The 26,482-nt window shown below is 42.6% G+C and carries 22 protein-coding genes, 1 tRNA gene and 1 pseudogene; 19 read left to right on the forward strand and 5 right to left on the reverse strand.

The features are described 5' to 3' along the window. Positions 1-25: 25 nt before the first annotated feature. Both tig and HXT26_RS02205 read left to right on the forward strand, forming a co-directional pair. Complete coding sequence (gene tig / locus HXT26_RS02200) at positions 26-1,375, forward strand: trigger factor (RefSeq protein WP_012914242.1); 1,350 nt, start codon at positions 26-28, stop codon at positions 1,373-1,375. 151 nt (positions 1,376-1,526) lie between these two features. Next, positions 1,527-2,921, forward strand: a complete 1,395-nt coding sequence (locus HXT26_RS02205; RefSeq protein ID WP_422112064.1) for a chloride channel protein — start codon at positions 1,527-1,529, stop codon at positions 2,919-2,921. 133 nt (positions 2,922-3,054) lie between these two features. Here HXT26_RS02205 and HXT26_RS02210 read toward each other — a convergent pair whose 3' ends face one another. Then, positions 3,055-3,825, reverse strand: a complete 771-nt coding sequence (locus HXT26_RS02210) for a hypothetical protein (protein WP_004106326.1) — start codon at positions 3,823-3,825, stop codon at positions 3,055-3,057. A gap of 214 nt (positions 3,826-4,039) precedes the next feature. Here HXT26_RS02210 and HXT26_RS02215 point away from each other — a divergent pair, with 214 nt between their 5' ends. The 5 genes and pseudogenes from HXT26_RS02215 (at position 4,040) to HXT26_RS02235 (ending at position 7,834) form a co-directional block, all read left to right on the forward strand. Further along, positions 4,040-4,651, forward strand: a complete 612-nt coding sequence (locus tag HXT26_RS02215; protein WP_004106325.1) for an ATP-dependent Clp protease proteolytic subunit — start codon at positions 4,040-4,042, stop codon at positions 4,649-4,651. Positions 4,652-4,653: 2 nt separating this feature from the next. Then, positions 4,654-5,328: an ATP-dependent Clp protease proteolytic subunit gene (locus HXT26_RS02220; protein ID WP_004106323.1), complete on the forward strand. Its 675-nt coding sequence runs from the start codon at positions 4,654-4,656 to the stop codon at positions 5,326-5,328. Positions 5,329-5,481: 153 nt separating this feature from the next. Then, positions 5,482-5,555 (forward strand) — tRNA-Arg (locus HXT26_RS02225). Positions 5,556-5,717: 162 nt separating this feature from the next. Beyond that, positions 5,718-6,956: pseudogene (locus tag HXT26_RS02230) on the forward strand (Na+/H+ antiporter NhaA); the annotation flags it as partial. Between the two features lie 71 nt (positions 6,957-7,027). Continuing rightward, positions 7,028-7,834 (forward strand): TIGR00730 family Rossman fold protein, encoded by an 807-nt coding sequence (locus HXT26_RS02235; RefSeq protein WP_422112065.1) that lies wholly within the window; start codon positions 7,028-7,030, stop codon positions 7,832-7,834. A gap of 1 nt (position 7,835) precedes the next feature. Here HXT26_RS02235 and HXT26_RS02240 read toward each other — a convergent pair whose 3' ends face one another. Continuing rightward, on the reverse strand, positions 7,836-8,921 hold the full coding sequence (locus HXT26_RS02240) for a succinate dehydrogenase/fumarate reductase iron-sulfur subunit (protein WP_004106320.1): 1,086 nt from the start codon (positions 8,919-8,921) through the stop codon (positions 7,836-7,838). Positions 8,922-9,015: 94 nt separating this feature from the next. On the opposite strand from HXT26_RS02240, the gene HXT26_RS02245 reads away from it, so the two are divergent. The 6 genes from HXT26_RS02245 (at position 9,016) to era (ending at position 14,644) form a co-directional block, all read left to right on the forward strand. Next, a complete protein-coding gene (locus tag HXT26_RS02245; RefSeq protein ID WP_174163855.1) occupies positions 9,016-9,813 on the forward strand; it encodes a 16S rRNA (uracil(1498)-N(3))-methyltransferase in 798 nt (265 codons plus the stop codon). 112 nt (positions 9,814-9,925) lie between these two features. Then, complete coding sequence (locus tag HXT26_RS02250) at positions 9,926-10,288, forward strand: histidine triad nucleotide-binding protein (protein WP_004106318.1); 363 nt, start codon at positions 9,926-9,928, stop codon at positions 10,286-10,288. A gap of 3 nt (positions 10,289-10,291) precedes the next feature. Continuing rightward, positions 10,292-11,485, forward strand: coding sequence for a PhoH family protein (locus HXT26_RS02255; RefSeq protein WP_174163857.1), 1,194 nt, complete (start codon positions 10,292-10,294; stop codon positions 11,483-11,485). Between the two features lie 3 nt (positions 11,486-11,488). After that, positions 11,489-12,049: an rRNA maturation RNase YbeY gene (gene ybeY / locus HXT26_RS02260; protein WP_064340645.1), complete on the forward strand. Its 561-nt coding sequence runs from the start codon at positions 11,489-11,491 to the stop codon at positions 12,047-12,049. 20 nt (positions 12,050-12,069) lie between these two features. Then, entirely contained in the window at positions 12,070-13,578 is a 1,509-nt protein-coding gene (locus HXT26_RS02265; protein ID WP_004106315.1) for a hemolysin family protein, read from the forward strand. A 70-nt stretch (positions 13,579-13,648) separates the two neighbouring features. Beyond that, positions 13,649-14,644 (forward strand): GTPase Era, encoded by a 996-nt coding sequence (gene era, locus HXT26_RS02270; RefSeq protein WP_004119093.1) that lies wholly within the window; start codon positions 13,649-13,651, stop codon positions 14,642-14,644. A 190-nt stretch (positions 14,645-14,834) separates the two neighbouring features. Here era and HXT26_RS02275 read toward each other — a convergent pair whose 3' ends face one another. Beyond that, complete coding sequence (locus HXT26_RS02275; RefSeq protein WP_422112066.1) at positions 14,835-16,409, reverse strand: CAP domain-containing protein; 1,575 nt, start codon at positions 16,407-16,409, stop codon at positions 14,835-14,837. A 175-nt stretch (positions 16,410-16,584) separates the two neighbouring features. Continuing rightward, positions 16,585-18,633, reverse strand: a complete 2,049-nt coding sequence (locus HXT26_RS02280; RefSeq protein WP_004106511.1) for an AMP-dependent synthetase/ligase — start codon at positions 18,631-18,633, stop codon at positions 16,585-16,587. A gap of 337 nt (positions 18,634-18,970) precedes the next feature. On the opposite strand from HXT26_RS02280, the gene HXT26_RS02285 reads away from it, so the two are divergent. From HXT26_RS02285 to HXT26_RS02295, 3 genes are all read left to right on the forward strand, one after another. After that, positions 18,971-19,597, forward strand: a complete 627-nt coding sequence (locus tag HXT26_RS02285) for a 50S ribosomal protein L25/general stress protein Ctc (RefSeq protein WP_422112067.1) — start codon at positions 18,971-18,973, stop codon at positions 19,595-19,597. A gap of 279 nt (positions 19,598-19,876) precedes the next feature. Further along, on the forward strand, positions 19,877-21,046 hold the full coding sequence (locus tag HXT26_RS02290) for a branched-chain amino acid aminotransferase (protein WP_004106516.1): 1,170 nt from the start codon (positions 19,877-19,879) through the stop codon (positions 21,044-21,046). A 142-nt stretch (positions 21,047-21,188) separates the two neighbouring features. Beyond that, a complete protein-coding gene (locus tag HXT26_RS02295) occupies positions 21,189-21,902 on the forward strand; it encodes a trimeric intracellular cation channel family protein (RefSeq protein ID WP_032842495.1) in 714 nt (237 codons plus the stop codon). A 91-nt stretch (positions 21,903-21,993) separates the two neighbouring features. Here HXT26_RS02295 and rpsT read toward each other — a convergent pair whose 3' ends face one another. After that, complete coding sequence (gene rpsT / locus HXT26_RS02300) at positions 21,994-22,254, reverse strand: 30S ribosomal protein S20 (RefSeq protein ID WP_004106518.1); 261 nt, start codon at positions 22,252-22,254, stop codon at positions 21,994-21,996. Positions 22,255-22,515: 261 nt separating this feature from the next. Between rpsT and lepA the strand changes: the two genes are divergently transcribed. The 3 genes from lepA to HXT26_RS02315 are packed head-to-tail and all read left to right on the forward strand — an operon-like array spanning position 22,516 to position 26,228. Next, positions 22,516-24,396 carry a translation elongation factor 4 gene (lepA, locus tag HXT26_RS02305; protein ID WP_032842496.1) on the forward strand — a complete coding sequence of 627 codons (1,881 nt, stop codon included), beginning with the start codon at positions 22,516-22,518 and terminating at the stop codon, positions 24,394-24,396. Further along, positions 24,393-25,715: a radical SAM family heme chaperone HemW gene (gene hemW, locus HXT26_RS02310; protein ID WP_004119123.1), complete on the forward strand. Its 1,323-nt coding sequence runs from the start codon at positions 24,393-24,395 to the stop codon at positions 25,713-25,715. The genes lepA and hemW overlap by 4 nt, the downstream gene beginning before the upstream one ends. A gap of 57 nt (positions 25,716-25,772) precedes the next feature. After that, positions 25,773-26,228 carry a hypothetical protein gene (locus HXT26_RS02315; RefSeq protein WP_004106523.1) on the forward strand — a complete coding sequence of 152 codons (456 nt, stop codon included), beginning with the start codon at positions 25,773-25,775 and terminating at the stop codon, positions 26,226-26,228. The last annotated feature ends 254 nt before the right edge of the window (positions 26,229-26,482 follow it).

The following is a 26,482-nucleotide window of genomic DNA, read 5'->3' on the forward strand; positions in this document are numbered from 1 at the left end:
AAAACGTAATTTCAGGAGCGCAAGCGTGAAAATCAGCGTCAGGAATCTTGAGCCAACTAAAGTTAAGCTCACCATTACCGCAGATCTCGAAGACTTCAAGCCATTTTTGGAAGAAGCTCGTAAGGAGATTGCTAAGCAAATTAACGTGCCAGGTTTCCGTAAGGGACATGTGCCAGGCAAGATTGTAGATCAGCGCGTCGGTTTCGCAGCTGTTGCCGGCGAAGCCGTAAATTCCGCTGTACCAGAGCTTTATTCTAAGGCTTTGGAAGAAAAGAAGATTCGCCCAATGGATCAGCCAGAATTTGACGTTCAGGAAGTTCCAACGTCGACTGATGCAGATGCAAGTCTTAAGTTTGTAGCAACAGTTGAGCGTCGTCCAGATTTCAAGTTGAACAAGTTCAAGGGCGTTGAGATTGAAGTTGAGAAGCCAAAGGTTTCCGACAAGGATGTCAAGGAGCGCTTGGAAAGCCTCCGTCAGCGTTTTGCTACTTTGGTTGGTGTTGACCGTCCTGCAGCTAAGGGTGATTACACTAACATTGATTTGGAAGCTCGTATCGATGACGAAGTAGTTGATGCGCAAGAGGGCGTAAGCTACGAAATCGGTTCCGGTGTGTTGCTTGACGGTTTGGATGAGGCTTTGGATAGCCTTTCTGCCGGTGAAGAAACCACCTTTGAGGGTACTCTCGAGTCCGGTAAGCATAAGGGCGAGAAGGCTCAGATCAAGGTTAAGGTTAATTCCGTAAAGACTCAGGAATTGCCAGAGCTTGATGATGATTTTGCTCAGGAAGCTTCTGAGTTTGATACTTTGAAGGATTTGAAGGCAGATATTCGCAAGGCTTGCGAGCAGGCTGCTGAAGGTCGTCAGGCAACTAATGCCCGTGACGCATTCCTTGTTAAGCTTCAGGAAGAAGTTGAAATTCCTGTGCCAAAGGGCGTTTTGGACAAGGCTGTTTCAGAGCATTTGAAGGGCATGACCCCTGATCCTGAAAAAGCTACCAAGAAGCAGAAGGACGAAGCTCAGCAGGCTGCTGAGAAGGAACTTCGCGACCAGATGGTTCTTGACGCTTTGGCTGAACAGATGGATGTGACTGTTTCCCAGGCTGACGTCACCAACTTCTTGGTTTCTGTTGCTCAGCAGTACGGCATGGATCCAAACCAGTTCATTAACGCAATCGTTAACAACGGTCAGCTTGGTTCCGCTGTGCAGGAAGTTGCTCGTTCTAAGGGCTTGCTTGCTGGTATGCGTGCTGTAAAGTTCGTTTCCGGCGGAGAAGCTCTTGACTTGAGTGCATTCTTGTCTGAGGATGATGACGAAGACGAAAGCGTGAAGGCTGCTTCTGCTGCTGCAGAAGTTGCTGACGAACTTTCTAAGTAGTATTTTTCAAGCAAGAAAAAAAGTTTATACTTTCTCATATTTGCTAAAAACCCAGGGCTTTTGCTCTGGGTTTTTGTGTTGTTGTTATACTTTAAAGAAAGTGAAAAACAAATAAAATGAAAAACAAATAACGTAAGGAAGGCTGCTGCTAATGGAAAAACGCAATTTGCAAATGGTAGACAGTAAAAAACCTGGTAAGTGTTTGAACTATGTTTTTACATGTTTACGATTAAGTCTTATTGCTTTTTTTGTTGCAGTTATGGCTGGAGTTGGTGCAGTATTATTAACTCTGTTACTACATGCTGTGCAAAATGTAATGTTCGGATTTTCAGAATCTGCTCTTAAACCTTCGCCAGTTGGATTGCCAGTATTGCATTATGTTGCTGTTGTATTAATTGTGATGTCTGTTGCTGCAATTATTTGGATGTGGTTATGGACAAAATCTTCTAATCGTATTGTCGATATAGCTCATGCTGTTAGTGGCCAATCGATGCCATTTAATACGACGATTATCCATGTATGTTTACAAATTTTTATAGTTGCTTCTGGCGCAAGTTTAGGTAGAGAAGTTGCGCCTCGAGAATTAGCTGCAATGCTCACTCAGAAGTTACTCTGCTTTATTCGAGTCAGTGAATTTCAAGCTCGCGTTTTGGTTGCAAGTGCTGCTGGTGCTGGTTTAGCTGGAGTTTATCGCACTCCAATAGCGGGTGCGATTATGGCACTAGGTTTGGTTGCAATTCCACGTTTTTCTCACGAATCGAAATCTTCTTTAAAGCGTTTGAAATGGTATTGGCTTATACAAAAATTTAGTATTTTTGCTATTGCGTTATTTATAAGTGAAATTGCATCATTGACTACTATTTTTGTGCTTGGGGATGAATCTTACTATTGTTTGCCAAGTCTTGATGACATCCATATTGTCAACGCGACTGTGTTGCTACTTGCAATTATAGTTGGCATTGCTTGCGGTATTGTTGGCACTCTTTTCCATAAGATGATTCATTGGGCTCGCTCTAAGTGTGCTCACAATTACCAAATCTTATATTTTTTGCCGCTAATGGGCTTAGTGACAGGATTAGTTGCATCGTGGAATCCAGCAATTATGGGCAATGGCAGAGCTTTAGCACAATACGCATATAACATTGCAACAAGTATTGCAATTGACAAAAACTCTTTGGTAACTTTGCTTCTACTATTTGTTGCAAAAATAATTTTAACAAGTTGCACTCTTCGAGCTGGCGCAAGTGGTGGTGTGCTTCAGCCGAGTATGTCGTCTGGAGCTTGCGTAGGGCTGATCGTAGGTTTTATAAGTATGAACATTCCAGTTGTTGGTGGCATGCTATCAAGTCAGCCAAAAATATTGATAATAGCTGCTATTTTTGGCGCTGCAAGTCTGTTAACTGCAAGCCGAAAGTCATTGTGGTTTGCGCTTTTTTTGGTAGCGCAATTAGTGAATGCGCCTATGATTATGATTATTCCGATGGCTGTTTCTTGTGCTGTATCTAGAAGCATAGCGATAATACCAAAAATTTTTATGCGCAAATAATGTTTGAATTTTTAGTATGGAAAATACAATATGTGCAAAATAAATGCGCCTATGCTAGTTCAGTATTAGCAAAGGCGCATTTATTGTAAGTAAATATTTTTTAGTTATGTTGATTACTTTAGTTATTTTTTAATTAATTATTAGAGCTGAATTCTTTATCTGCGATAAAAGTTCCATCATCGTTTGAGAAGATGAAATGCACTCGTACTGGTGCAATAATTTTTTCTTTCATATCATCCGATGCTGATTGTGGCATCAAGTTCGAGAGGCTATCGCCGTATGTTTGCATTCCAGTCTTTAACGCTGTAATTTCTAAATCAGATAGGTGCCTTTTGAACTTTGCATTTATATTGAGCTGATCACCTTTAGTGTCAAACGTTATGTTGAATGGTGAGCTGCTAGTGGCATCATTAAATCCATTAGTGAGTTTTTTAGCTTCTTCTGGATGGCAATGTACGTATTCTTCAATATTTGCGCTTTTTGGTGCAGCGCAATTGTAATGCGGTTTAAGATTAGTTGAAATTACGTAGCCACCTACTGCAACTATTGCTACTACTATGACAACAATAAGCCAAATGTATTTTGACTTATGAGCACTTGTATTTGTTGCATTTGGATAAGCGTTTGCAGGATAGTTGTTGACTGGTTGTTGATTATTCTGATATAAGTTTGGTTGGTAACCATTATTTGGATTTACATTATTAGGGTAATTGTTGTTCTGGTATCCGTTATTTGGGTATCCGTTGTTCTGGTACCCATTGTTTCCATAACCATTGTTTGGGTATCCGTTATTTGGATTTACATTATTTGGGTATGTATTATTTTGGTAACCATTATTTGGATACTCGTTATTTGGCATCGGAGCAGGCGAGTAGTTGTTGTCTGGCAATTGGTTAGGATCCATAATTACTCCTTATAATGAATTGATAATCCAATAAAAATATACTCAATAATGCATACTAACGTGAGGTAATAAGTAAAAATTACATCTGTTGATATGAATAAAATTTTAGAAATTTGGCGTAAAACATTCAATTCAAATCATATTCGCAATATTTTCTATGCGGTCATGCGCACAAGGTAGTGTAGAAATAATTACGTGGTAACAAGGAGATATAGTGACTGAGCTTTTTACAGCTTCTCCTGTGATGGAACAGGCTGAAGCGCCTACATCAACTGATTCTATTTTTAATCGGTTGCTAAAAGATCGCATTATTTGGTTGGGATCTGAAGTAAAAGACGAGAATGCCAATGTTATTTGCGCGCAAATGTTAATGCTTGCTGCGGAAGATCCTAAGAAGGATATTTGGTTGTATATTAATTCGCCTGGAGGTTCAATTACTGCTGGTATGGCAATTTACGATACTATGCAATTAATTGAGCCAGATGTTGCAACTATTGCTGTTGGCATGGCTGCATCTATGGGTCAGTTCTTGCTTAGTTCTGGCACTCCTGGTAAGCGTTATATTACCTCACATGCTCGTGTGCTTATGCATCAACCTTCTGGCGGTGTCGGTGGCACTGCTACGGATGTGCGAATTAACGCAGAGCTTATTATGGATATGAAAAAAACGCTTTCTGAATTGACTGCAAAGCAGACTGGTCATACGGTAGAGGAAATTTACCGAGATAACGAATACGATCACTGGTTTACAGCTCAGCAAGCTTTGGAGTATGGTTTCGTAGATAAAATTGTGACCACTCCTGCTTCTATGCGCGGTGAGGAGTAATTATGGCAAGTGAAGAAGCAAAGTTTGTTGCGCGTGCTGAGCGTTTAGCTGGTTTTGGCGGCGTTACTTCTGCTCAGCGCATTACTAATCGTTACGTGTTGCCTCAATTTGGCGAGCAAACTCCATATGGCATGAAAACGCAAGATCCTTACACTAAGCTGTTTGAAGATCGCATTATTTTCATGGGTGTGCAAGTAGATGACACTTCTGCTGACGACATTATGGCTCAGTTGCTTGTTTTAGAAAGCATGGATTCTGATCGCGATGTGATGATGTACATTAATTCACCTGGCGGTTCGATGACTGCTATGACTGCGATTTATGACACAATGCAATACATTAATCCAGATGTTCAAACTGTTTGCTTAGGTCAGGCTGCTTCTGCTGCTGCTATTATTCTTGCTGCTGGAGCTGCTGGTAAGCGCATGATTTTGCCAAATGCTCGTGTGCTTATCCATCAGCCTGCAATGGGTCAAGATTTTGGTAAAGCTACTGAAATTGAGCTTCAAGCTAAGGAAATGTTGCGTTTGCGTTCTTGGTTAGAATCAACTCTTGCAAAGCATACTGGTCAAGATATTGAGCGCATCCGTAAAGATATTGAAGTGGATACTATTTTGACTGCTCCAGAAGCTAAAGCTTATGGAATGGTTGACGAAGTGCTTGAGCGCAGAGCATAATTCAATCTTTACAACTTAGCGAGTATTTATCAATTCTTGCATTTCTTAACAACAAACCCCGGTCGACACGCCGGGGTTTGTGTTTTAGCGCGGATGGTTGTATATTAGTCAAGTTGCCGGAAACAAGGACATGGTTCTTGAGGCTGGAAACATGCGCCAGTAGCCCAACGGATTAGAGCATCTGACTACGGATCAGAAGGTTGCAGGTTCGAATCCTGTCTGGCGCACAAACAAAACGCGAAGCTTTTGCTCCGCGTTTTTTTTTTAATTCGTATGCAACTCGCTCGGTTTATGCCTCTCAGTTATACTTAAAAGTGCGAATCACATATTTTGCACTATAAAACGTTATAAACGTTATAAATGCATTTAGTGGAGGAAATATTTACAATATGATACGACGCAGTTGGAGAGTAGCACGCAATATTGCAAATAATGAGCGAATTTCTGGCTTAATTATGCTTGGTTTCGCTCTTACCGGCTTATTGCTTGCAAATATTCCTTTAACCGCACCAATATTTGAAGCCGTATCGCATACTCATGTAGGTATTCCGTGGACGAATATACACATGTCGATTGGTCACTGGGTACAAGATGGCGTGCTTACTATTTTCTTCCTTTCGGTTGGTTTAGATTTAAAACATGAGCTTATTGCTGGTTCGCTTTCTGACCCTCGCGCAGCTGCAATGCCAATGATTTGTGCTGTTGGTGGAATGATTGTGCCTCCTTTGCTGTTTGTTGCTACAGTAACTGTATTTTCTGAATTGCATGCTGGGCAGGAGATTATGCGTCTTACTTCTGGCGCTTTACCTTCGCTTGATATGGTTCGTGACGGGTGGGCAATACCTACAGCAACGGATATAGCTTTCTCTCTTGCTGTTCTTGCTTTATTTGCAAAAACTTTGCCACACGCTTTGCGCGCATTTCTTATGACTCTTGCTACAGTAGACGATTTGCTTGGAATAGCACTTATTGCTGTCTTCTTCTCGTCTCTTAACGCATGGTATTGGTTTGCTGGAGTAATTGCTTGCGGTTTGGTTTGGACTACTTTAGTGCGTTTGAAGCGTGTTCCATGGCCGTTGGTTGCAATAGTAGGAATTATGGCTTGGATTATGATGTATGAAGCTGGCGTGCATCCAACTTTAGCTGGAGTAATGGTGGGTTTGCTAACTCCGGCGCATTTAGTTCATGGTGAAAAAACGCTTCGGGCTGAACGCTATCGTGAAAAAATTCAGCCTGTTTCTGCGTTATTGGCTCTTCCAATTTTCGCTCTTTTCGCTACAGGAGTGCATTTTGAAACATTGACTTGGGAGTTGTTCTTCTCGCCAATTTTGATTGCCATCACTATTGCTCTTGTTGTTGGTAAACCTGTTGGAATTATGGCAACTGCTTGGATATCAAAGCGTGTTCTAGGTTTGAAAGTTCCTGATGGTCTTCGCGTAGTAGACTTAATGCCTACAGCATGTGCGTGTGGAATTGGTTTCACTGTTTCTCTTCTTATTGCCTCGCTTGCGTATTCTGACGCAGATTTGTCTGCTGAAGCACGTTTTGGCGTTCTTGTTGCTTCTATTATTGCTGCAGGAGTTTCTGGCTTCTTACTTTCTATGCAAGCAAAGCATATGGAAGAAGAATTAGATGAAGTTGAAGACTAGTTTTAATTATTATTTTCAATATATTTGAAAGTAAATTTCTAGGAGAAATCATGTTTAATAGTAATAAAGAAGATTTTTCAGTAGATGTTCCACCTTGGAATAACACGTATCATCGTGGTTCTGTTGTGATGCGCGGTTCTATGATTCCTAAGGAGAGCACTACAGAGACGCTTCTTCGTAACGATAACAATCAGCAGCTTGCTTCTGGAGTTGGTGTAGAAGTAGATAAGAGATGGGATTGGCGTAGCGCGGATCCATGGCGTGCGCTTCGTATTCAAGCTGAGTTTGTTGATGGTTTTGACGCGCTCGCATCGTTAGGTAAAGCTGTTAGTATTTTTGGTTCTGCTCGAATAAAAGAAGATGATCCTGAGTATTCTTTAGCTCGTACTATGGGTTCAGAGCTTGTAAAACGCGGTTTTGCTGTTATTACAGGTGGCGGTCCTGGAATTATGGAAGCTGCAAACCGTGGAGCTGCAGAAGCTGGTGGTACGTCTGTAGGATTGGGGATTGAGCTTCCTCATGAGCAGGGTTTGAATAAGTGGATTAATCTTGGCATGCAATTTCGGTATTTTTTCGTGCGTAAAACAATGTTTATGAAGTATTCTTCTGGAATTATTGTGTGCCCTGGCGGTTTTGGCACGATGGATGAAATGTTTGAAGCTTTGACTTTAGTGCAAACGCATAAAGTTGCGCGCGTGCCTGTTATTCTTTTCGGTACTTCGTATTGGAATGGTTTGATTGACTGGCTGAAGTCTACAGTAACTCAACGAGGTTTTATTTCTTCACTCGATCCGCACTTGTTTGCTGTTACAGACGACCCAATAGAGGCAGTGCGCATAGCATCTGGAATTGAATAATCTAAGAGTTTTTGCGCTCGTTTACAAGCGTTGTAAGCTGCCAAATTTCTTCGCCAATATCAATTCCGCGAGGGCACTGTCTTGAACATGCTCTAACTGACTGGCATGCGCTAATACCGTCACTGCTGTCTATTAGATCAAGGCGATGCTCTGTTGCGTTGTCTCTGGAATCGTAAATAAAACGAGCCGCGTTAACTAATGCTGCAGGCCCAATAAAGGCTTCTCCGCCTGCGTAAATTGGGCAAATTCCTTCGCAAGCACCGCACATAATGCAATTGCTCAAAAGTTCAAATTTTTTAAGTTCCTCAGGATGTTGCAGAAACTCAATAAGCTGGAGTTTCCCTTCAGTATTCCTCGTAGAAACGTTAGATGCTTGCAAATAAGGTTCTAAGCGTTTTATTTGCGAAATCATAGGCGAAATATCGCAAATAAGATCTCGTTGAACTGCAAATCCTGAAAGTGGAGCAAGCTCAATAATACCAAAAGTGCCATTTTGCAAAGTGGTAGTCTCTTTAGATTTTTGCTGTAAAGTTGGCGATTTTGTCGACTGTGAGGAGCTGCTAGTAGTGCCAGTTTTTCTAAAGCCTCGAGATTGCACGCTATTTGTGCTTTCAGGACGTGCGTTCGCACCAATAGTTGCACTGCATAGTAAGGTTGGCATGCCATTTACGTTTGCAGCGTCGGAACCGCAAACGCCGTGACCGCATGAGTAGCGGAAAGCTAAAGTTGGGTCGATTGTGCGTTTAATAGTCAGTAAACAGTCAAGAATAGTGTCAGTAGAATGAACGCGTAAACTGTAATCTTGAACCCAATGCTTACCTTGAATGCGTTTTGGAGAAGATTCGTAAGATTCACCGGATTCACTAGATATTCTGGATTCACTAGATTCGGAAGAATTATTTATGTTATTTTCTGAAGAATCTAGTTTTGCGAAAGGATTACTGCGCTTTCTGCGCGCAAAAGGACTTTCTCTGCGCTTGCGCTCTGTCTGTTTACTGTTTGCATCATCTTCAGATTTATTACATGGAGTAAAGCGTGAAATACGCAAAGTAACAAGCGCAGTGTTATCACCAAGCTCATTACTCATTGCAAACCTCCAATACGTACTGTTCTAGTTTGCCACAATACTTGCACAGAAACATTTTTTAGTACTTGGCGCATCCTCACGTTAGGCTTGAACTATGACTGACGCTTTATTTTTGCTTGATACTGATCACGATAATGCTCCTGTGCTTGCAGAAGGAATCGAAGAAGGGTGGACGATTGCGCTTCCATCTCAAGTAAAACGTCACGCTATATCTGCCATGCGACTATTAGAAGGCGATGCTTTGCAACTTTCTGACGGCAAAGGCTTGCGCATTCATGCAAAGGTGACGGATGTTGAAAATGGTTTAGTTCGTGTAGAAGCGTTTACTAGGGAAGCTCCGCGAATGACTAGACTTGCACTTGTTCAAGCTTTGGCAAAAACAGGGCACGATGAGCAAGCAATTGATATGGCTACGCAAATTGGCGTGGATGAAGTAATCCCTTGGTGCGCGGATCGTTCAATTGCAAAGTGGAAACCTGGTCGCACAGATAAGCGTTGGAGCCAAGTTTTACAGTCTGCCACAGAGCAATCTCGTCGTGCATGGATGCCTGAACTTCAAGAATGTGTTTCGAGCAAGCAAATAGTTGCAATATGTAGGCGTGCGTGCGTTTACGGAAATCTCGTAATTGTATTGCATCAAGACGCAACTGATTGCTGGAATCAAATAGAACAAGCAGTAAATACTCTTAGCGAGCGCTGTTTGGAGGATGGTAAAGAGCGTACTATTTACGTTTTAGTTGGGCCAGAAGGTGGTATTAGTGACGATGAAGTGTCAATGTTTATTGATGCTGGTGCTAAAAGCTGCGTTTTAGGCAGTAATATTCTTCGCGCATCTACTGCAGGACCTGTAGCTCTTTCTCTTCTTTCGCGTGCTTTAGGACGTTACGAATAATCGCATAAATCGTATCTAAAAGTGCTCATAATTGTGTAAAATAATAAGAAGAGTGTCGATTGCTTTTGGCTTAAGGCATTGATTTCATTTAGTAGCAAATAGGGGAGAAACCATGAGTGATATTACTTACAATACTGATGCTGATTGCATTTTTTGTAAAATTGTTGCTGGAGAAATACCGAGCAGCAGAGTTTATGAAGACGATTCGGTAGTTGCTTTTAAAGATATTAATCCTCAAGCAAAAGTGCATGTGCTGATTGTGCCGCGCAATCACTATAAGAATGTTGCTGAGCTTGCTAGTAAAGCTCCTGAAACTTTGGCCCATATTGCTGGTGTCGCACAAAAAATTGCTGATGATGAATTCAACGGTGATTATCGACTCGTATTTAATACTGGTATTGATGCTGGTCAAACAGTGTTTCATGTTCATGCTCATGTATTAACTGGCGAAAAACTTGTAGAAGGTAGCTTGTAAATCGTGACGAAAAGTACTACGCGTTTTGTGCAAATTCCTAGCGAATTAAGCTCGGTTGCAGTTTTAGGTGCTGCAGATGCTGGTTTGCGTGAGGTGGAACATGCTTTTCCAGAAGCAGATATTACTGTGCGAGGCAAAGATGTTCAAATTGTTGCTCGTTCAGCTAGAGCAGATGAAGATGCAGCTAAAGCTGAGTATGCGTTTAGGCGCATGATTGATGCAGCTTACGAACAACCTATGGATGCATACGAAGTAAGACGCATGCTTGAGCGTGATATTTTGCATAACGATGAACACAATGTGCGCATAAACCGTATCGGTCATGATGGTGGAGTGCTTGGAAATAGTATTATTTCTTCATCCTATGCAATTAATAATCCTGTTTCGCGCGCTGAAAATGAGTTTTCAAGAGATTCAAGTGAGCTGTTGCCTTCTAGCGAAGAAGCGCATCGCCGTGCTATGAGCAGAAGAGCTCGAATGAGTAAAGGCGTGATCACGTTTGCTGGAGGAAATCCTGTTCGCGCAAAAACTGCTGGGCAAACAGCGTACGTGCAAGCAATGGATTGCAATATTGTAACGTTTGGAATTGGTCCTGCTGGTACTGGAAAAACGTATTTAGCAGTTGCTAAAGCTGTTCGTGCATTGGAAGATGGAAGAGTTCGCAGAATTGTTCTTACTCGTCCTGCTGTTGAAGCTGGCGAAAACTTAGGATTCTTGCCTGGCACTTTAAACGATAAAGTTGATCCATATTTGCGCCCACTCTATGATGCGCTTTCTGATATGCTTGGATCTGCACAACTAAAACGCTATCTTGACGAGAATGTTGTTGAAGTTGCTCCTCTTGCTTATATGCGAGGTCGCACATTAAACGATGCTTTTGTTATTCTTGATGAAGCGCAAAATGCGACTGTTCAACAATTAAAAATGTTCCTAACTCGACTCGGTTTTAATACAACCATGGTGATTACAGGAGATAGCACGCAGGTTGATTTAGCAGTTGTGCGTTCTGGTCTTGTTTCTATTGAGAAGATTTTGGGCGAAGTTAAAGATATTGCTTTTGTGCATTTGCAAGCAGAAGACGTTGTGCGTCATGCTTTGGTTGGTCGTATTGTGGAAGCATACGAAAATTACGATGCAATGCTTGAGCGTAAAAAACGTGAACGTACTAAAGAATCTACTGAGAGGAATAACGGATAAATCATGAGCATTGAAGTCATGAATGAAACAGTGTGGAATATTGACGCTAAAATCTTCTCAGATCTTGGAATGTGGGTTCTTCAACAAATGAAAGTAAGTACGCATTCGGATTTATCGATTACTTTTGTTGATCCAGAGCCAATTGCCTGTTTACATGAACGTTGGATGAACCTAGAAGGCCCAACGGATGTTATGAGTTTCCCAATGGACGAGCTTACTCCTGGAAGCGATGAAAAAGTTTCTGAAGGAATGCTTGGCGACTTGGTGATTTGCCCATGGGTTGCTCAACAGCAGGCGCTCGCAGCTGGGCATAGTACTATGGAAGAAATGTTGTTGCTAACTATTCACGGCATTTTGCATTTGCTTGGCTACGATCACACTACTCCGGAAGAAGAAAAGCAAATGTTTGGTTTGCAACGTCAACTAATGCTTACTTTTTTCGCTGCTCGATCTGGAGAATTGTATGATGCAACTTTGCCAGAAGGTGCAGTAAACGAGCTTGAGCGTTACGATGCTGAGCATGAAGCGAGTAGCGTCAAAAATAAAAATAAAAAACAGCATTAAAGCGCATTAAGAGCATAATTATGGAATATATTAAGCAAATATTTTCTAGCATATCAGTTCCGCAATTGCCGTTGCATATCTGGATTGGCTTAGCTGCATTGCTTGTGCTGGCAATGCTGCTTGTATGGCTTTCGCTTGCTATGGCTGCTGCAGAAGGGGCAGTGCCTAGAGTTACTCGTGCAAGTTTAAATAATCTTATGATTGAAGCGCAAACGCATGATGATGAAACTAGTGCCATAGTGCGTATGCGTCGAATCGCTAGAATCCATCGTGTAAAAAAACTGATTGCTGACCGTTATACAACTTCTGGAGCATGCGCTTTTGTGCGTGTGCTATGTAACGTTTTAGATGGAGTTTTGTTTGCTTCTTTAGCTGCATTTTTCGGCTCGCCTTTATGGGTAACTCTTATTATTGGTGTTGTTGTTTCAGTAGCTGTAGCTGTGATTTCTATTCTTGTTCGTCCACGTTCAGTTGGTGCGGCTCAACCTGTAGCAAAGTTGATGCGACTTTCTCGCATTGTGTCTATTGCTATTGCGATTAATCCTTTAGTGCATATTGCTAGCGATGTTGACGTCACTTCTAGGAAAAAGCATGTTGATCTTTCAGATGATGAAGCTTTGGAAGATATTCAGCTAGATCAAGCAAAGGCGAGTATTGATCGACTTGTTGAAGCGAATGATTTCGATCCGGAAGTGTCGGAAATGATGCGCAATGTGCTCACGCTTTCAGATACTTTGACTCGCGAAATAATGGTACCTAGAACCGATATGATTTGCGTAAAAAGTGACGAAACGCTGGAAAATTTCCTTAAATTATGCTCTCGTTCAGGATTTTCTCGAGTTCCCGTTATTGGAGATTCTGTAGATGATTTAGTAGGTGTTGCTTATTTGAAGGATGCTGTACGCGCTACTGTGTTTAATCCTGCAGCATCTTCTAGAGCAGTTGAAACAATTAGCCGAGACCCTATGCTTGTTCCTGAGTCGAAGCCGGTTGACGATTTATTCCATGAAATGCAACGAATTCGCCAGCATGTGGCAGTAGTGGTTGACGAATACGGCGGTATTGCAGGCTTGGTTACTATTGAGGATGCTATTGAGCAAATTGTTGGCGAGTTGGAAGATGAGCACGATCGCACTCAGCATGCAGATCCAGAAGAAATACGTGACGGCGTGTGGAAGATGCCTGCTCGAACGTCAATCGCAGATTTGGAAGATATTTTTGAAGTTCATATTGACGAAGACGATGTGGATACTGTGTTTGGTTTGCTTACGAAGTTGATTGGTAATGTGCCGATTGTTGGTTCCAGCGCTGTTACAAGAGGACTAAAATTAACTGCTGTAGATTCAGCTGGTAGGCGAAAGAAAGTATCTACTATTTTAGTAGAACGAGATGCACAAGTTTTGGAAGAGTCTAAGGATTCTAAGGATAATCAAAATGACATTAGCTCTTCCGAAAAATCTGCTGAAAGCAAACAAACCAATGCTTTGAAGCAAGCTAGTACTATGAAACAAACAAATATGCTGAAATAAAGAACTGGACGGTAAGAATAACGTGAATAATATTAACAACTTCGACGACACTGATGACTTCGACGACGAGATGTTTGCAAATCTAGACGCTTCAACTCGCGCAACGATTTCTACTCCTGATTTTCACGGTTATCGTTCCGGTTTCGTAGCTGTAGTTGGTAGACCAAACGTTGGTAAGTCTACGCTTATGAATGCTCTTATTGGTACGCAAATTGCTATTGCGTCGTCTCGTCCGGAAACTACGCGTAAAGCTATTCGAGGGATTGTTACTACCGATAATGCACAAATGGTGTTGGTTGATACTCCAGGTATTCACCGTCCTCGTACGCTTCTTGGTCAGCGTTTGAACGATATTGTTGACGAGTCACTTTCAGATGTTGACGCGATTGCATTTTTGCTTCCAGCAGACCAGGAGATTGGTCCTGGGGATAGGCGAATTCTGAGTCGACTTCGTTCTGATTTTGCTAAAAAAGATGAGAAGGGCAATTGGACTTGGAAAGTTCCGCTTATCGGTATTGTTACGAAAATTGATACGCTTAGCCGCAGCGAGTTAGTTGAGCATTTGCTTCAAATACAACAGTTTGCTGATTTTACGGATATCGTGCCGGTTAGTGCGTTGGAACGCGACAATGTTGACGAAGTTAAGAATGTTTTGATTCAAAACTTGCCTGAAGGTCCGCAAATGTATCCGGCGGATCAGCTTAGTGAGGAAAGCCCAGAAAGCATGATTTCGGAGCTTATTCGCGGCGCATTTTTGGAAGAGTTGGACGACGAGTTGCCTCATTCTTTAGCTGTTGTAGTTGACGATATTGTGTATCCGGGCGGTGGAGAGGATACTCAATACGACGACAATAAAGCGCATGTGCTTGTATCTGTTTATGTTGAGCGTGATTCTCAAAAGCCGATTATTATTGGCCATCGTGCGGAGCATTTAGTGCGCGTAAAGAAGCGTTTGCGCACGGCTGTAAATCGTATTACTGGCACAAAAGCTGTGCTTGAATTGCATGTGAAGGTTGCAAAAGGATGGCAGAGCGATCCTAAGAAGCTTGAGCGTTTGGGGTTCTAGTAGAGCATATTTACTTATTTTGTGACAATCTACTTAATAAGTAATAATGGTTTCTGTGGAAGTGATTATGAGAGTAACCTTACTCAAGTTGAAAACACAATTCTTTGCAAATAAGTTGTAATAAAAAGTGACGCAACGGTGAATGCCGCTGCGTCACTTCATTTTTGTTTGTTAATTAGATTTCAGCTTCTTACAGAAGTGTGTCAGGATCAACTACAGGGGTATCCGTAGTGCTAGATGCAGGTAAAGTAGTTGAAGCGTTGGAGCCGTTTAAGTCTCCGAAGTTGAAGTCTCCCAAGCTAGAGTCTCCGATGTTGGTTCCGCTGAAGTCGGTGGTGTTGCCTAAGCCGAAGTTGAAGTCTCCGATGTTGGTTCCGCTGAAGTCGGTGGTGTTGCCTAAGCCGAAGTTGAAGTCTCCGATGTTGGTTCCGCTGAAGTCGGTGGTGTTGCCTAAGCCGAAGTTGAAGTCTCCGATGTTGGTTCCGCTGAAGTCGGTGGTGTTGCCTAAGCCGAAGTTGAAGTCTCCGATGTTGGTTCCGCTGAAGTCGGTGGTGTTGCCTAAGCCGAAGTTGAAGTCTCCGATGTTGGTTCCGCTGAAGTCGGTGGTGTTGCCCAAGCCGAAGTTGAAGTCTCCTAAGCCGAAGTTAGAAGAATTGATATCTCCTACACCAATATTGTAATCGGAATGGCTAAAGCTTGGATATTCTTCTGGAATATTGATATTTGGCATAACATCTGGTGTAACAGTATGATCTACTTCAGGATCTGACGGCACGGTGTGGTCAGGAACTGACGGCACGGTGTGGTCAGGAACTGACGGTGTTGGTGTTTGGCTGGAAGATCCACCATTACCATTGATGTACCTGTCAATAAGTTGTTTGTATTGTTCGATTGTGAAAGGAGCGCTTTCTGTTGAAGCATCCCATGCTGCAATGCTACCGTACTCATTACTAATGTTTCCAGTAGTGAATCCCATTGAACCAAGTGAGCCGTTAATGAAGTTCAAATAGTGACCAACTTCGCCTTCTGGAGCCTCTTGTCCACGTGACTTGTATTCGTCGTAAACTTTCTTTTCGTCTGTAATCCACTGCTTCATTGCGCCAGTCATTGTTTCAGGTGTTGTGCCACCGGTGTATGAACCATCGCCGTAATCAGCCCAAGCCAAATTTTCATAAGTATTATAGTGACGAGCATGACCGATGTAGTTTGCAGAATAGAATGCATCGTTAATTGCATCAGCGGTTAATTGGAGGCTTACGCCCATAGGACTTAATCCTATGCTTTGACGATAAGCATTAATTGCTTGCATATAAGATATTGCTTTGCTTAAGCGAGAAAGAGAATCTGGGTAAATATCTCCTTTTCCTAAAGTCACCTTTGAGTCGTACCAGCTTGGCTTATTTAATTGTCCGGTCAAAGTTTCGTAAGCTTTGCGAGCATCTTCGCGCTGTGCCGCAGTAAGAGAAGGATCGTTCATTGCAAATCTAAAAAGACCTGCGGCAGTCTTTTCTACACTGCTTTGTGAAGTTGTTGCGCCTTTTGTTAGTGGAGCTGATGCTACATTGTAAGTGACTTTATTGTTAGGAATGAGAACAGTAGGTTGTTTTAAATCAGTTTCGTTTGCATATGCACTATTGGCAGTAACTGCAAACATTGAGATAGAAGCCCCAGTTAAAATTACCGCTACGCTTGCGGCAGTAAGTTTCTTAGAAAAAGTATTTGAATAAACTTTTCTTTCAGATTTTATAGTTTTGTTTTTATTCATAATTGTTCTCTTTCTTGTAGGAAAAATTCCCTTGCACGCATAATTTTAATAAGTATGTGAAACATTTTAAATGTGTATTTTTTATGCAATTTACCCCGCATTTGTAGAGTTAAATATATTAACTTTCCAAATACGGGGTAAATTGTGTGCGTTCAGCTGAGTTAATTTAAACAAACTACTTTTTGCGCGTCGTATACATTTGTGTATTAAGTAAAGTAGTGTAGCGCTTAATAACTCGTGGACGAATAATCTTCATAGACGCAGTCATTAAGCCGTTTTCTTGCGTAAACTCTTCTGGCAAAATAATGAACTTTCGCACAGATTCTGCGCGTGACACGCCTTCATTGGCAAGATCTATAAATTTTTGCACTTCAGCACGAACGACAGCATTATTAGCAGCCTCTTCCATGCTCATAGTAGCGTCAAGACCCTTGAGTTTAAGCCAATTTCGTAAAGTTTCTTCGTCTAAAGTAACAAGTGCAGAAATAAACGGACGCTTATCTCCAAGAACGAGAGCCTGAGACACAAGTTCGCATCTCTTAATCATCTCTTCAATAGGTCCAGGAGCAACATTCTTACCGCCAGCAGTAATAATCAAATCCTTCTTACGTCCGGTAATATAAAGCATGCCATCGTCGTCAATTCGTCCCAAATCGCCTGTTGCATACCATCCGTCTTTAGTAAATGAAGTTTCTGTTGCTTCATCGTTTTTGTGATACTTATGGAATACGCAAGTGCCTTTAATTTGCACTTCTCCGTCGGATGCGATTCGCAAAGTAAAAGCTGGGAATGCAATGCCAACAGAACCTTCTCGGAATGGAACTCCAATAGGAGTAAACGCGCATGGTGCAGTAGTTTCTGTAAGACCATAACCTTCGTAGACAGGAACTCCTGCTCCGCGGAAGAATGAAAGCAATTCAGGATCTAGAGGAGCTCCACCTGCAACAATCCAGCGTGCGCGACCGCCAAGAGCTTGGCGAAGTGGACGATAAACAAGCGGATCGTAAGCAGTGCGGCGAGCTTTAGTAAGAGCCTTAGCGTCACCAAATTCCTGAACTTCCTTCATATACTGTTGAGCCGTCACAACAGCACCCTGGAAAGCCAAGCCTTTAGCACCGTGACCAGCCTTCTGCGAAGCTGCGTTATAAACCTTCTCAAGAACTCGAGGGACAACAATCATAACCGTAGGTTTTGCAACTTGCAAATCGGAAATCAAAGTAGGAATACCTTGAGCAATATAAATGCGCAACGTACTTGCAACAACAATATAGTTAATTGCTCTTGCAAAAGAGTGTGCTTGAGGAAGGAACAGAAGCACAGAGCCGTCTTTTTCGCTAAGCAAATTCGGCAAGTAAACAGGCAAATTCAACGCTGTAGTGCAATAGTGTTCGTGAGTCATTTCCACACCTTTAGGTGCAGCTGTGGAGCCAGAAGTGTAAACAATAGAGCACAAGTCTGTTTTCTTTACAGAATCAATGCGAGCATCTAGTTCCTCATCGCTAACAGCGTATCCGAAAGCTTGAAGTTCTGCTAAACCGCCTGTTTCAATGCAAATAATGCGTTCCAAACTTGGGCATTCTTCAATAGCTCCATCAGCTTTATCTCGCATGTCAGTTGTTTCAACAATAAGGAAACGCGAGTCGGAATTATTCACAATATTGCGAATTTGCTCAGCTGAATCCGTGTCATAAATAGTTGCAAGAACACCGCCGCAAGCCATAACTGCTGCGTCTGTTACATCCCACTCGTATGATGTTTTGCACATAAAAGCAACAGCGTCGCCTTTGCGCAATCCGTAGTGCATCAAACCTTTTGCGGCATCGCGTACTTCTTGAAGGAACTGATTAGCTGTTTTTGTGACCCACTTATCGTTTTCTTTATAAGTGTAAAGAGGATCGTCGCCCATACGTGCTGCGCGATCTGCGTATAAGTCATAAATGCTTGTGCCATCGTCAAGAGGTGCTGCGCTTTCGGTTTTTGTGGTCAGCAAGCCTGTTTCCGGATCGATAAACGTCGTTGTTGGCATTTGCGCACCCCACTCTTCTACGTGTGGAAGGCGTTGTTTTTGTGAAAGTAAAGTATTTGTGTTTTCTTGATCCGTATTAAGGTAGTCTGGTCCGCCTGCACGGTCATCACTGACTGGGTGCGCGAAGTTACTGCCAATACGCAATGCTTTACGGGCAAGATTAAACGCTTGCTGTTGGAGTGCATTAAAAACGGACACATTTGCTCCTTCATTATGCCAAACGGCTTGCGGATTAAGCGCACATCATAGTATCATGCTATGCACTTACATACTATTAACTATAATAATCGTTTGTATGCTCAAGTAGCAGTTATATTCGATTTGATTAGTAATAATTTTGTATTTGCTATAAGTCGTAGCCTGTCGTTAGAATAGCGAAGTTGCTTTGGCGAGGGAATATGCCACTAGCTTGTGATTAGTTTGTTGGCAGAGTTCCGTTATCGACTGGGCTGATAGCCTCTTATGGTTTTCGGCGCGTCGGTGCGCCTGAAGCTGGATTAACAAACTAAACTATCCAGACCATAAGGAGACCGATATGGCTACAAAAATTACTCTTGAAGGCGAATTGCGCACTGAGTTTGGTAAGGGTGTTGCTCGTCGTTTGCGCGTAGCTAAGCTGATTCCAGCAAGCCTTTATGCTGGCGGTGCTGAACCAGTGCATGTTACTCTTCCAATGCGCGAGACCACTTTGGCTTTGCGTCACGCTAATGCTTTGTTCACTATTAAGTTTGGCGAGGAATCTCGCATTGCAGTTGTTAAGGATGTTCAGCGTAACCCTGTTAAGCGCATTGTAGAACACATTGACTTCTACGAAGTTAAGGCTGGCGAAAAGATTGACGTTGAAGTTCCAGTCTTCGTTGAAGGCACTCCAAAGGGTGCTGCAGTTGCATTCGTGGATGTCCAGGAGCTCAAGGTTCGCGCAGACGTTGCTAACTTGCCAGAGCGTTTGGTTGTTAACGTTGATGGTTTGACCGACGGCACCAAGGTGTTTGCTAAGGATGTCAAGCTTCCTGAGGGTGTTGAGCTCGATATGGATGGCGAAGAATCCGTGGTGAGCGTCACTGTTCCTGAAGATGCTGCTACAGCCGAAGCTGCTGCTCCAGCTGCTGATGCTGCTGCTGATGCTGCTCCTGCTGCCGCTCCAGCTGCAGAAGAAAAGTAAGTTATAAAATAAGTTAATGTATTTGATTACTAATTAACTTATAATTCATAACTTATAAAATAGTTTAAAATTTTAAGCCGCATAAGTCAGTTCTTATGCGGCTTTTTTCATATAAAATCAACAAATTTGCTAAATAATTTTTATTTTAAAGCATATTTTTTGAAATATTTCTTAAGATATTTTGGCGTGTAAGTTTTGCGAAAAACAAGAATCGTATTAATCTATACGTTAATTGCGGTAAAAGGCAAGTAGAAATAATCCACATAGAAAAGAGACATAATGGCTGATTTAGAAGTAGCTCCAGAGTTTTCTGACGCTTATGAGTCTTATGATCATAGCGATACAGCTCTGTTGAACAAATTGGCTGGCAACTTTGAAGTTCTGCCGAATGATAATCCAGTTTCGGATGCAAAACGCAACGAACTTATTGATAAGCCTGCTTTCGGTCAGATTTTCTCCGACAATATGGTTCATATGTCTTGGACTAAAGGTGAAGGATGGTCTGATCGTCGTGTAGAGCCTTATGGTCCATTGAAAATGGATCCAGGTGCATCTGTGTTGCACTATGCTCAGGAGTGCTTTGAAGGTTTGAAGGCTTATAAGCGCGCCGACGGCTCTATTTGGCTTTTCCGCCCAGATATTAATGCTGCTCGTTTCCAAAATTCTGCTAAGCGTTTGTATTTGCCGGAACTCTCTATTGATGATTTTATTGGATCGGTTGCAGCCTTGGTAAAGCGAGACAAGCAATGGGTTCCGAGCCGTCGAGAGTATACGCTTTACATGCGTCCATTCATGTTTGCTTCCGAGCCGTTCCTCGGTGTGCGCGAAGCTCACGAAGTTGAATACTGTGTTATTGCTTCTCCATCCGGCCCATACTTCAAGGGTGGTTTGAAGCCTGTTAGCATTTGGGTTGAAGATCAGTGGTTCCGCACTGGTCCTGGTGGTACTGGTTTTGCTAAGTGTGGTGGAAATTATGCAGCTTCCTTACTTGGTGAATACAAGGGTATTGAGCATGGTTGTGAGCAAGTGTGCTTCGTTGATGCTGCAACTAAGACATATTTGGAAGAGCTTGGTGGCATGAATATGTTCGCACTCCACAAGGATGGCCATTTGGAAACTCCATCTCTTACTGGCAGCATTCTTCCTGGCGTTACGCGTCGTTCTTTGATTCAGCTTGCTGAGGAAGCAGGACATAAGGTTGTTGAAACCATGATTCCTCTTCAAGGGTTGCTTGACGATATTCGTTCTGGCGAGGTTACTGAAGTCTTTGCTTGCGGTACTGCTGCAATCATTACGCCAATTGGTCGTTTTAAGTCCGATGAATTCGATCTTAAGGTTGCCGATGGTGGCGTTGGTGAGTTAACTCAGGCTTTGCGCGATGAGTTACTTGGCATTCAGCTCGGTGATGTCGAAGATAAGCATAACTGGATGTGGAAAGTTTGCGACTAATTTATATAAGTTAGTTAATATTATCTCATCTAATGTTGCTTATGGCGCGTTGTACTCTATATATTTAGATATCGTATAGAGTACAACGCGTTTGTTTGTTATACACGTAGTGTTTTGGCGAATTTATTTGAAGGGAAATGCTTTGGAAGGTGCGTTAGGGGATAACGTCTTTTTTCTTATAGTTGAGTATGTTGCTATGGGATGTTGTGGCATGGTTGGCGGCATGTGGGCTATTCGTAAGAATTATGATGTTTTTGCGATTATTACTACGTCTTGGATAACTGCATTGGGTGGCGGTATTGTTCGTGATGTGTTGCTTGGAGCATTGCCGCCTGTTGGTATTGCTGATCGTGGTTTTGTTATTACAGGTCTGCTTTCTGGTGTTATTGTGGCTGTTGCTCACCCTGAGATTGATAAATGGCGTTGGCTTATGCTTACGCTTGATGCCTTGGCGTTGGGTCTGTTTGCTGTGAATGGCACAGCAAAAGGTTTGGATTTTCACATGTCTGGTATGGCTTCAGTATTTTTAGGAATGGCAACTGCTTTGGGTGGCGGTTTGATTCGCGACATGATTTTGAACCAAGTTCCTGTTATTGTGCGAGATAAGCATTGGTATGCTTTACCTGCTGCTCTTGGATGTGTATTAACTGTTTTTGTTGTAAAAGCAAAGCATGCAGGTTACTTTGGTTTAACTGTTGAAATATTGCTTGATGTTCTTATTGTTGTTCTTGTTGTTGCAATGCGCTTGTTGTCTGTGAAACTAGATTTAACTTTATTTGGAGCAATGAACCGCACGGAACCTATTAAGGTTAGACGTCCTCGTATTCGTCGTATTAATAATCGTCGTCACCGCTAATATTGCATACGATGATAAAAATAATCCCCAGCACCGATTGGTACTGGGGATTTTCCTTACATGCTGTGTTATGCAGTTATCTGCACAAACTTCACAGAGCGTTAATCGCTACAGCAAGACCAGACTTGCGGTTTGCAGCCTGATTCTTATGAATCACGCCACGACCTGCAGCCTTGTCAAGCTTCTTAGCGGCTACTGCGAAAGCGGCCTGCGCTGCAGCCTTATCACCAGCGGTGATGGCTTCACGAGTAGCACGAATAGCGGTCTTCAAAGCAGACTTTACTGCTACGTTACGCTTATGTGCTTTCTCGTTAGTGAGAACACGCTTTTTCTGCGACTTAATGTTTGCCACTGTTACTCCAAACGACGTTTGCTATATAAGGACATACAAATAGTAAGTGTATCATGCTTATTAGATAAATATAGTAGTTCATATAATTAATTTGTTATTGTTGGTTTAATTAAAAACTTATTGAATATGCTACTTAATAAATAACTTTCGTATTTTGCACTTACGCTAAGGCGGTAGATTTGCTAATATTGATTAGTTATAGTGCTTGATTCATGCTTGCATGTTTTCATGTATTCGCATTCTTAAAAGGAGATATTTGCCTTGATTACACCGCATAACCAGCCAGGATTTACGGATCAATCGTTGATACGCAATTTCTGCATTATTGCGCATATAGATCACGGCAAGTCCACTGTAGCAGATCGCATTTTACAACTTTCAGGAATCGTGCCAGAGCGTGAAATGCGAGACCGTTTCTTGGATCGCATGGATATTGAGCAAGAGCGCGGTATTACTATTAAATCGCAGGCTGTTCGCGTTCCTTGGACTTTTGAAGGCAAAGAGTATTCTCTCGGCATGATTGATACTCCTGGACACGTCGATTTTACTTATGAAGTTTCGCGCGCGTTAGCAGCATGCGAAGGTGCGGTGCTGTTGGTAGATGCAACCCAAGGCATTGAAGCGCAAACGCTTTCTAATCTTTATATGGCAATCGACCATAATTTAACGATTATTCCTGTTCTTAACAAAATCGATTTGCCTAGCGCTGAACCAGATAAGCATGCTGAAGAAATAGCTGGTTTAATTGGTTGCAAGCCGGAGGACGTGTTGCGCGTTTCTGGTAAAACCGGCGAAGGTGTTAAAGACTTACTTGATCAAATTGTGCTGGAAGTTCCAGCCCCAAGCGGAAATCCTGATGCTCCTGCTCGCGCTCTTATTTTTGATTCAGTATACGATTCGTATCGCGGAATCGTCACCTATATTCGTATGGTTGATGGCGAACTTAAGTCGCGCGAAAAGTTGCATATGATGGGAATCGGCATGACGCACGATCCTATTGAAATCGGTGTTATTAGCCCAGATATGACTCCAACTAAGGCGCTTGGAGCCGGAGAAGTAGGCTATGTAATTACAGGCGCAAAAGACGTGAGTCAATCTAAAGTCGGCGACACCATTACTAGCGCTATAAATCCTGCATCTGAGCCTTTGGATGGTTATCGCGATCCTAAACCTATGGTTTACGCAGGTCTTTTCCCAATTGATAACGCGCAATTCCCGGATCTTCGAGATGCTCTCGACAAGCTAAAACTTAACGATGCTGCTCTTATTTACGAGCCAGAAACGTCTGTTGCGTTGGGCTTTGGTTTCCGTTGCGGATTCTTAGGTCTTCTTCATATGGAGATTGTTTCCGAGCGTTTAAGCCGCGAGTTTGGCTTGGATCTTATTTCCACTGCTCCTAACGTAACTTATGACGTTACTAGCGAAGATGGTAAAGAGCATCATGTAACGAATCCTAGCGAGTTTCCAGAAGGCAAGATTAAGCGCATTATTGAACCAATGGTTGCTGCCGATATTATTACGCCGAAAGAATTTATTGGTGCTGTAATGGATTTGTGTCAGGAACATCGCGGAGAAATGGGCACAATGGAATATATTAGTGCCGACCGCGTGGAGATGCATTACAGGATTCCTCTTGCAGAAATCGTTTTTGACTTCTTCGATCAGCTTAAAAGCCGCACAAAAGGCTACGCTTCTCTCGACTATCATGAGGATGGCGAGCAGTCTGCGGATCTTGTGAAAGTTGATATTCTTATTCAGGGAGATAAGGTTGACGCTTTTAGTGCGATTGTGCACCGCGATAAGGCTTATTCTTACGGCGTTATGATGACGAAGAAGCTTCGTGGACTTATTCCTCGACAGCAATTTGAGATCCCAATTCAAGCTGCAATCGGCTCTAGAATTATTGCTCGCGAAACTATTAGCGCACTTCGAAAGGACGTGCTCGCTAAATGCTACGGCGGCGATATTACGCGTAAACGTAAGCTTCTCGAAAAGCAGAAGGCTGGTAAGAAGCGTATGAAGATGCTCGGCCATGTTGAAGTTCCTCAAGAAGCGTTTGTTGCTGCATTAGCTACAGACGAGAGCGCAAACGATCGCGATACTAAAGATAAGATTCGTGCAGCACAAAAGTCCGAGGGATGAGTTTAGAGTTGGATGCTGAATTAAATAAATCAGCTATGCAAACTAAAAGTATGCCTTTTGAAGTGTACGTGCATGTGCCGTTTTGTTTGCGTCGTTGCGGTTATTGCGATTTTAATACGTATACTGCTCGCGATTTAGGAGAGGGAGCAAGTCGCGAAGGGTACGCGGATGTTGCGATTCGTGAAATGCAACTCGTAAAAAAATGGCAGGAATATCACGGGATTTTCGAGCCTAAAGCGCAATCTGTTTTCTTCGGCGGCGGCACTCCAACAGTTCTTAAAGCGCGCGACTTAGTGCGAATTTTGCAAGAAATACGTAACTTGTGGGGATTGAAAACTGGAGCGGAAATAACTACTGAAGCAAATCCGGATACTGCAGATGAAAAGTATATTGAGACGCTTGCAGAAGGTGGATTTACTCGAATATCTTTTGGAATGCAATCGGCTGTTCCGCATGTTCTTAAAACTCTTGACCGTACTCATACTCCAGAAAATGTAACTCGCGGTGTAAACGCAGCAAACGCATGTGGCTTGCGTTCAAGCGTTGACTTGATTTATGGAGCTCCGGGGGAGAGTTTAGACGATTGGCGAAAGTCGGTAGAAATGGCTTTAAGTCTAGGCGTTAACCATATTTCTGCATACGCGCTAACGGTAGAGCCGCGTACAAAAATGGGCCGTCAAATCGCTGCTGGCACTATTCAAGCGCCAAATGATGATGATGAAGCCGCAAAATACGAGTTGGCAGACGAACTTTTTAACTCTGCTGGATTACAATGGTACGAGATTTCTAATTGGGCGCGTCCTGGTTTTGAGTCTCGTCATAATCTTGGCTACTGGCGAAATATTGATTGGGCTGGAATTGGTCCTGGAGCACATTCGCACTACAATGCTGCAAATCACATTAGTAAACAAAGCATGGATGATAGTGCTTCTTTAGCTAATACAAGTGAGTTTTATAACCTTCGCTCATGGGATATTTTGCACCCAAAACATTGGGCTCATGCTATTAACGCAGGAAACGTGCCGTGGCAAAACTACGAGTGTATAAATGCTGAAGACGCGCTTATTGAAGAGGTAATGCTTGGGCTTCGCATTAAAGAAGGGCTTGATATTTCGCAATTGTGCGAAAAAATGCGCGAAACTAATAAGGTGTTCGATGATTCACATTTGCAAAAAGTGTTACGCGAAGTGTGTAAGGAAGATTTGGCAGTGTTGCACGAAAATCGCATTATCGCAACACGCAAAGGTAGGCTGCTCAACGATTTATTAATAGAAAGAATTGTTGACGCGTGTGAAGAAGGTATGACCGTGCTAAAATAATGCGTATTGTGTCATAAATGCTTGATATAAGAAAATTCAATGTAGAAAGGAACAATCATGGCAAACCGCAAAGAGCGTCGCGCGAAGGAAAGGCAGAGCCGCAAAGGGATTCCTTCTCAATATGATGAAACAAAAGGTCGCGCTCGCGGAGGCATGATTGACGAATACAATTTACAAGAACGCTCTAGAAGACTTCAAGAGAGGGGAACTGGTCCTTGGAAGCCAACGTCTAACGTGACAGCTGAGGAGGAGAGATTGGCTCGCAATGTTAAGCGATCTCAGGTTGGCGATGATACTTGGAATGTTGTTCGTAAAGTTGTTGGAGTGTTTTCCTGGGCTGTGATTTTGCTTTCAGCGCTTGCTTTCTTGGTGATTATGTGGCTTCCTAATCAGCCTATTGTGCTTGTTGTGGTAGTTTCTGTTTTGTTTGCATTAGGCGTGTTTGGCTTGTTCTTTAGCTTTAGTAATTCTAGGCAGAATCCGCGCCTTGACGAGCACGGCACTGCGATTTAGATGTACTTATAAAATAAGAATGTTTTTAATAATTAAGGCGGGCACTTGCTAATAACAACGTGCTCGCCTTAGTTATTTGTGTGCGCTCCGACCTGCTTTCGCGCTTAGAGCGTAGCGCGCGAAAGCAGGTCGGAGCGGAAACTCGCTTAAGTTGGAAGTCCAGTGGACTTCCAACGCGAGTTTCGTAAGCGAGCGCTTATTCCTCACGGCTATTGGTAGCCGTTCGGCTGATTTGGCATGTGAAGCACACCGTG

The organism is Gardnerella sp. DNF00497B, from assembly GCF_049262725.1.
Lineage (GTDB): Bacteria > Actinomycetota > Actinomycetes > Actinomycetales > Bifidobacteriaceae > Bifidobacterium > Bifidobacterium leopoldii.

Bases quoted from the DNA above. Each gene is read 5' to 3' on its own strand.
- HXT26_RS02220 (WP_004106323.1), top strand. From the start codon at position 4,654: ATGGCAAGTGAAGAAGCAAAGTTTGTTGCGCGTGCTGAGCGTTTAGCT.
- HXT26_RS02245 (WP_174163855.1), top strand. From the start codon at position 9,016: ATGACTGACGCTTTATTTTTGCTTGATACTGATCACGATAATGCTCCT.
- HXT26_RS02265 (WP_004106315.1), top strand. From the start codon at position 12,070: ATGGAATATATTAAGCAAATATTTTCTAGCATATCAGTTCCGCAATTG.
- HXT26_RS02275 (WP_422112066.1), bottom strand. From the start codon at position 16,409: ATGAATAAAAACAAAACTATAAAATCTGAAAGAAAAGTTTATTCAAAT.
- HXT26_RS02315 (WP_004106523.1), top strand. From the start codon at position 25,773: ATGGCAAACCGCAAAGAGCGTCGCGCGAAGGAAAGGCAGAGCCGCAAA.
- HXT26_RS02285 (WP_422112067.1), top strand. From the start codon at position 18,971: ATGGCTACAAAAATTACTCTTGAAGGCGAATTGCGCACTGAGTTTGGT.
- ybeY (WP_064340645.1), top strand. From the start codon at position 11,489: ATGAGCATTGAAGTCATGAATGAAACAGTGTGGAATATTGACGCTAAA.
- era (WP_004119093.1), top strand. From the start codon at position 13,649: ATGTTTGCAAATCTAGACGCTTCAACTCGCGCAACGATTTCTACTCCT.
- HXT26_RS02240 (WP_004106320.1), bottom strand. From the start codon at position 8,921: ATGAGTAATGAGCTTGGTGATAACACTGCGCTTGTTACTTTGCGTATT.
- HXT26_RS02235 (WP_422112065.1), top strand. From the start codon at position 7,028: ATGTTTAATAGTAATAAAGAAGATTTTTCAGTAGATGTTCCACCTTGG.
- HXT26_RS02290 (WP_004106516.1), top strand. From the start codon at position 19,877: ATGGCTGATTTAGAAGTAGCTCCAGAGTTTTCTGACGCTTATGAGTCT.
- hemW (WP_004119123.1), top strand. From the start codon at position 24,393: ATGAGTTTAGAGTTGGATGCTGAATTAAATAAATCAGCTATGCAAACT.
- HXT26_RS02250 (WP_004106318.1), top strand. From the start codon at position 9,926: ATGAGTGATATTACTTACAATACTGATGCTGATTGCATTTTTTGTAAA.
- HXT26_RS02210 (WP_004106326.1), bottom strand. From the start codon at position 3,825: ATGGATCCTAACCAATTGCCAGACAACAACTACTCGCCTGCTCCGATG.
- HXT26_RS02205 (WP_422112064.1), top strand. From the start codon at position 1,527: ATGGAAAAACGCAATTTGCAAATGGTAGACAGTAAAAAACCTGGTAAG.